Here is a 6,263-nt window from a genome sequence, read left to right on the forward strand (position 1 = left end):
AACGAGGGCAACGACTTCAACTTTGATGGGGTTCCTGACCAGACTTTTACTGGGTTGGATACAGATGGCGATGGACTTGACGACGGCTACGAGGGTAATGATGTGAACGACGGATTCGATGTGAATGACGAAATAGATGACCCTGCCAACGACCTTCCGGACACGGACGGTACGGAGGACGTTAATTACAGAGATTTAGACGATGACGGTGACAGTACCCCTACGGAAGAAGAGGATTTGAACGAAAATGGTGACCCTACGGACGATGACACGGACAACGACGGTACACCCGATTATTTGGACCCCGATAGCCCAATCCTGGATGTGGTTGATGACGCAGTAAGTACACCTTTAAATACATCCATAGAAATAGACATTCTATCAAATGATACGGGTGTTCCAAGTGACGGAACTATCACATTAACAAACCTATCGAATGGAACTGTTGAAATAAATGATGGAGGTACTCTGGATGATTTAAGTGATGATTCGGTAATCTATAGTCCAAATGAAGATTTTAATGGAACCGACACCTTCGAATATACGATTTGCGATAGTACAGGAAATTGTGACACCGCAGTGGTTACGATTATAGTAGGAACGCTTCCCTTATTCGATTTGGTTGATGATGAGGAAATTACAGATGCAGAAACTGCAATTGATATAGATATTTTCTTAAATGACTCTGGTATTCCTACCGATGGAAGTGTAACGTTTACAGGTGCTTCAAATGGAGTTGTAGTCGTTAACGATGGGGGTACCCCTGATAATCTTTTGGATGATTTTTTAACCTATACACCGAATGCTGGTTTTAGCGGTACAGATACGTTCGAGTATACAGTTTGTGACCTAACAGGTAATTGCGACACCGCAACGGTGACCGTGGTTGTAAATGAACTACAAGTACTTAAAATTGAAGTGAATCAGATTGTATCTCCTAATGGTGATTTAAAGAATGACTTTTTATTCATTCGTGGTGTCGAAAATATACGCAATAGTACGCTTAGGATTTTCAATAGATGGGGTGTAGCGGTCTACGAAGGGGAAGATTATAACAATCAGAATAATGTTTTTGATGGGCGGTCAAGAGGAAGGTCTACCTTAAGCGTAGAGGACTATCTTCCTTCTGGAGTTTATTATTACATATTCAATTACACGACCGTGACAGGCGAAAATAATATCGATAGCGAGTATCTTTACATAAGCAGATAATAGCATAACCAAATGAAAATTAGGAATTATTTTTTAGGGTTACTTTTCATAGCGCTTCTCTTCATTGGTGAGACAAATGCCCAACAAGATGCGCAATATACCCAGTATATGTTCAATACCATAAGTGTGAATCCTGCATATGCAGGATCTCGTGGTCAGTTGAGTGCTGCTGCTTTATACAGGGCTCAATGGGTAGGCTTAGAGGGTGCTCCTACGTCACAAACAGTAAACATACATTCCCCGATTAGAAATAGCAAATTAGGGTATGGAATATCTGTTGTTAATGATGAAATAGGGGATGGTACGGTTCAGGAAACCTATTTTGATGGTGTTCTGTCTTATACCATTGAAGTCGCTAGGGATGCTAAGCTATCATTTGGTTTAAAAGCAGGGTTAAATGTATTGAATTTAGATTTTAATAAGTTGCGGAATTTTGATGCGGAGCCGGTTAACGTCGATAATATCGAAAATAGAATTTCACCAAATGTTGGTTTAGGTTTTTACTACCATACCAATAAGTTTTATGCTGGTCTATCCGCACCAAACCTTTTGCAGACAGAGCATTTTGATAATTCTGCGACCGATGCCAATTCATTACAGTTCTTATCCCAAGAAAGAATTAATTTTTATTTGATAACAGGGTATGTGTTAGACTTGAATGGAAACCTAAAGTTTAAACCCGCAATATTGACAAAAATGGTAGGGGGAGCACCCTTGCAAATAGATTTTTCTGCAAATTTCATGTTTAACGATAAATTTACGTTTGGTGCTGCTTATAGATGGAATGCTGCGGTTAGTGCCATGGCAGGGTTTCAAATCTCTGACCAGTTGATGCTAGGTTTGGCATATGACAGAGAAACCACTGAATTGGGAGGTACCCGTTTTAATGATGGTTCATTCGAAGTTTTTTTAAGGTATGAATTGGTAAAATCCTTCCAACGCTTGGTATCACCTCGTTTCTTTTAATACGAAAAGACCCATGACAAAAAAAGCACAAATACTGTTCATTCTCTTTACGATTTCCGCCATAGGCGTAAGCTTGGCTCAGGAAAAATTACTAAACAAGGGAAACGAAAAATATGAGGAATACTCGTTTAGACCCGCTATTGATATTTACAAAAGAGTTTTGGACAAAGAATTCGTTTCAGCAGATTTACTTAAAAAATTAGGTAATTCCTATTACTTCAATTCTGATTATAAAGAAGCTGCAGAAATATTTCAAAAACTGGTTACGGAATTCCCGAACGATGTTGCTCCCGAGGATTATTTTAAATATGCACAAACTCTAAAAACTTTAGGGGATTATGAGGACTCAAATAAAGTCATGTCTCAGTTTACCGCGTTGACCACTAGTGACGCAAGAGCAAGTGCATTTAAAGAAGAAAGAGACTATCTAGCCGAAATCAAAACGAATTCGGGTAGGTACGATATCACTTCTTTTGAATACAATACGGTTTATTCTGAGTTTGCACCTGCTTTTTACAAAGATGGACTTATTTTTTCCTCTGATAGAGATACGGGAAACTTTGCTAGATATAGACACACTTGGAATGCTAAAGATTTTTTGGATTTGTACAAAGTCAATTCGGATAGTGTTTCTATGAATGTGGTTACCAAGTTTGGTGAGGATATAAATACCAGATTACACGAGTCTGCATCGGTCGTTACTAAAGATGGTGAAACGCTTTACTTTACGAGAAATAATTTTGTTGAAGGAAAATATGTTAAGGACGAAAAAGGAATTATTAGGCTAAAAATTTTTAGGGCTAGAATGATAGACGGTATTTGGGGTGAAATAGAAGAACTTCCTTTTAATAATGACGGGTATTCTGTAGCCAATCCTGTATTGAGTCCAGATGAGAAAATATTATATTTTACGTCTGATATGCCAGGTACGTATGGTTTGTCGGATATTTTTATGGTGGCCATTAATGACGACGGAACGTTCAGCACCCCCGAAAACCTTGGGGCTAATATCAATACAGAAGCGAGAGAGACTTTTCCATTTGTTACTAATAACGAAATACTTTATTTTTCCTCGGATGGCCATCCAGGTTTGGGAGGCTTGGATATTTTTGCTACCAAAATCAAACGTAAAGATTTTAATGGTAAAGTCCTTAACGTAGGCGAACCTATAAATAGTAGAAGAGACGATTTCACTTTTATTTTCAATGAGCTATCAAAAGAAGGCTATATGGCTTCAAATAGGGAAGGTGGTATAGGAGAAGATGATATCTATAAGTTTCTGGAAAAAGAGCCTTTGGTTTTTGAATGTGTTCAGCAGGTAACTGGAACGGTTCGTGATAAAATATCGAACAATGTATTGGTAGGTGCTACCGTAAAAGTAATTAATGAAAATAACGAGGAGATATTGTCTGATATTACAAACTCCGAAGGGAATTACAGCCTTGTTTTGGATTGTAATCAGGGTAATTTTGTTCGAGCGTTAATGGAAGGCTATGTTCCTTTTGAGGAGTATATTGGAGTTTCGGACGGCAAACCTAAAATTATAGATTTTTACTTAGAAAGAGATATTATAACAGCTGGTTTTGGAGATGATTTGGCTAAGTTGTTACAACTTAGTACCATTTATTTCGATTTCAACAAGTACAATATACGTCAAGACTCCGAGGTAGAAGTGGAAAAGGTAATAGCCGCCATGGAAAAATACCCGAGTCTGAAAATTCAAGTAAACTCGCACACAGACAGCAGAGGGCTCGCCGCTTATAATTTACTACTCTCACAAAAAAGAGCAGAAGCTACCATTAATTATATGATTTCTAAAGGCATAGGTTCCGGTAGATTGGCTAGTAAAGGTTATGGAGAAACGAAGCTTATTAATGATTGTTATGACGGAATAAATTGTTCCTCGCAAAAACATGATTTAAATAGACGTTCCGAGTTTATAATTTCAGAATAGCTTCGTATTATTTGGATTTGGAATAGCTTCACATCTAGTTTATATAGTTATGATTTTCCTTTTAAATACTGCTTGTATTTTATGCAGTTTAAAAGGTTAGTAAGGATTATAGAAAATCTACATGAATAAAAACTCACCCTATTACGTACTCGTAGTGTTAGGGTTTCACGTTAGTTCCAATTAGTTGTAAGCTTAAAGTGATTATAGAGGTTATTAATAGATGAAAATTAGCAAATCTCGTTAGGTAGTCAATACTTAAAAACGTTGTTAGTTTTGATGTCAGGCATCTACAAACATTTTAGTAATCAATCTCTAATGAATAAAATAATAGTTTTTTTTCCTTAAAATTGATAATAAACGGTGGCAGAATCAGCGCACCTTACTACTTCATAGTACTTTTTCGTGTACTTTATTTATTTTCTGAATCAAAATTGCTTCGGGAGGATTATATCTTCTTTCGATACACTCTTTAAATGTTGTATTTGTTGACCTTATCGATGAAATAACCTCTCAATTTCTCTCTTTATATAAACAGGAAACCTCAAATTTTAAGCGCTATACAGTGCTATTTTATCGTTACACAACATTTATTTTCCTAATGAAGGCTTAAAGGTAGTTTTGTAGTCTATAAATACTCCGTAAAACTACTTTACGGTATTTCAAGAGTTTTTTTAGTGATTTAATTTGAATAGATTTTGAAGTTTCAATCAATTATGAATATGAGGAGATTAAACTATATTTTAAGTAAACAATTGGTTATGGACAAAAGAATCCTATGGATGCTATTCTTAGTATCTAGTTTCACATTCGCACAAACTACGGTAACATTAGAAGATCAATGTAACTGTGAGGTGCTGCAGGGGACAGCGGTTTCAGTTGCAGGTATTGGGACTCCTGTCGGAGCAGATTTGGGAGATTTGTATGTAAATACAAATTCTGGGATAATCTATTTCTGGGATGGTGACTCCTGGGAACTGAGTTCTACGGATGACCAACAGTTAACAGGTTTTACCTTTAACGATACAACCAATGAGTTAACACTTGACTTGGAAGACGGTGGTACTGTAAGTGTTGATTTAACCAGCCTTAGCGATACCTTTTCTGATGCTAATACCGTAATAACTAATTTTGATATAGATGCAGGCACCAATAGTTTAGTACTTACAGATAGTGACGCAAATTCTTTTTCTATTTCTTTAGCAAGTCTAGCTTCTGTTATTGATACGAATACTGTTGTAACTGATTTCTTTATAGATATAGCCATTGGAGAACTTGTCATTTTAAATAATGAAGGTGACGAGTTTCGGGTTTCTTTATCTGGAATTGCAGCTGCTACGGATACCGATACAACGAATGCAACTTTTGAAGTAGACCTTGCCACCAACGAGTTAGTGATTACGGATAGTGAAGGTGATGATGTACGTGTGCCGTTAGCAGATATTGCAACCTTGGTGGATACTGATGATCAGAATGCTGGTGAAGTAGGAGTAACCGCTGCTGGAAACATCACAAGTACAGATGTACAGGCAGCATTAGAGGAGCTTGATGGTGACATCACCGGAAGCGAACTTACTACGAGCGTAACAGGAGGAAATGGAATAGAAGTTACACCAACTATCGTAGGGAATAATACAGTATATGATGTTGAAGTAAATGTAAGTGATTTGTCAGGCGATGGTAGCATAAATTCTGCCAGCGGTACGATTACTGTTGGTGGAGGGTCTAATTCATCATTGACAGATGTAGATTTGGACCTTTCGGATAATTCAGTCACAAGTGTAAAAATAGTTAATGGAACAATAGCTAGCGGAGATTTGAGTGATGGTGCTGTGACCCTCTCTAAGTTAGATGACGGTACAGTGGACGGGCAGGTAATACAATGGAATGGTACTTCTTGGACTTTGGTAGATTTTGGTTCTGTAACAGTTACAGAGAGTGATGGTGTAATTGGCAATGAGGTAACGGCTGCTACCGATGGAACTTTAACTCTTTCTGGAGGCGCAACAACTTTAGACCCGTTAACATTGGGAGTTTCTACTAGCGGAATCACATCGAATGAATTAGCTAACGATGCAGTAACGCCATTAAAGATAGCTTCTAGTTTAGCAGGAACGGGATTGGCCCGTTCAGC

The 6,263-nt window shown here is 37.5% G+C and carries 4 protein-coding genes; all 4 read left to right on the forward strand.

Annotation, left to right across the window (positions count from 1 at the left end; translation table 11 throughout):
• A partial coding sequence (locus tag Q360_RS0116505; protein ID WP_027078057.1) for an Ig-like domain-containing protein occupies positions 1-1,212 on the forward strand: 1,212 nt, incomplete at its 5' end.
• A gap of 12 nt (positions 1,213-1,224) precedes the next feature.
• Positions 1,225-2,178: a PorP/SprF family type IX secretion system membrane protein gene (locus Q360_RS0116510; RefSeq protein ID WP_027078058.1), complete on the forward strand. Its 954-nt coding sequence runs from the start codon at positions 1,225-1,227 to the stop codon at positions 2,176-2,178.
• A 13-nt stretch (positions 2,179-2,191) separates the two neighbouring features.
• The gene (locus Q360_RS0116515) at positions 2,192-4,132 is read left to right on the forward strand and encodes an OmpA family protein (protein WP_027078059.1); all 1,941 of its coding nucleotides are present in this window, start codon (positions 2,192-2,194) and stop codon (positions 4,130-4,132) included.
• A 758-nt stretch (positions 4,133-4,890) separates the two neighbouring features.
• On the forward strand, positions 4,891-6,263 hold a 1,373-nt coding region (locus Q360_RS0116520; protein WP_156950147.1), incomplete at its 3' end, for a hypothetical protein.

Origin of the sequence: Maribacter antarcticus DSM 21422, assembly GCF_000621125.1 — a bacterium.
GTDB lineage: Bacteria > Bacteroidota > Bacteroidia > Flavobacteriales > Flavobacteriaceae > Maribacter > Maribacter antarcticus.

Coding starts and splice junctions, on each gene's coding strand:
- Q360_RS0116515 (WP_027078059.1), top strand. CDS start 2,192: ATGACAAAAAAAGCACAAATACTGTTCATTCTCTTTACGATTTCCGCC.
- Q360_RS0116510 (WP_027078058.1), top strand. CDS start 1,225: ATGAAAATTAGGAATTATTTTTTAGGGTTACTTTTCATAGCGCTTCTC.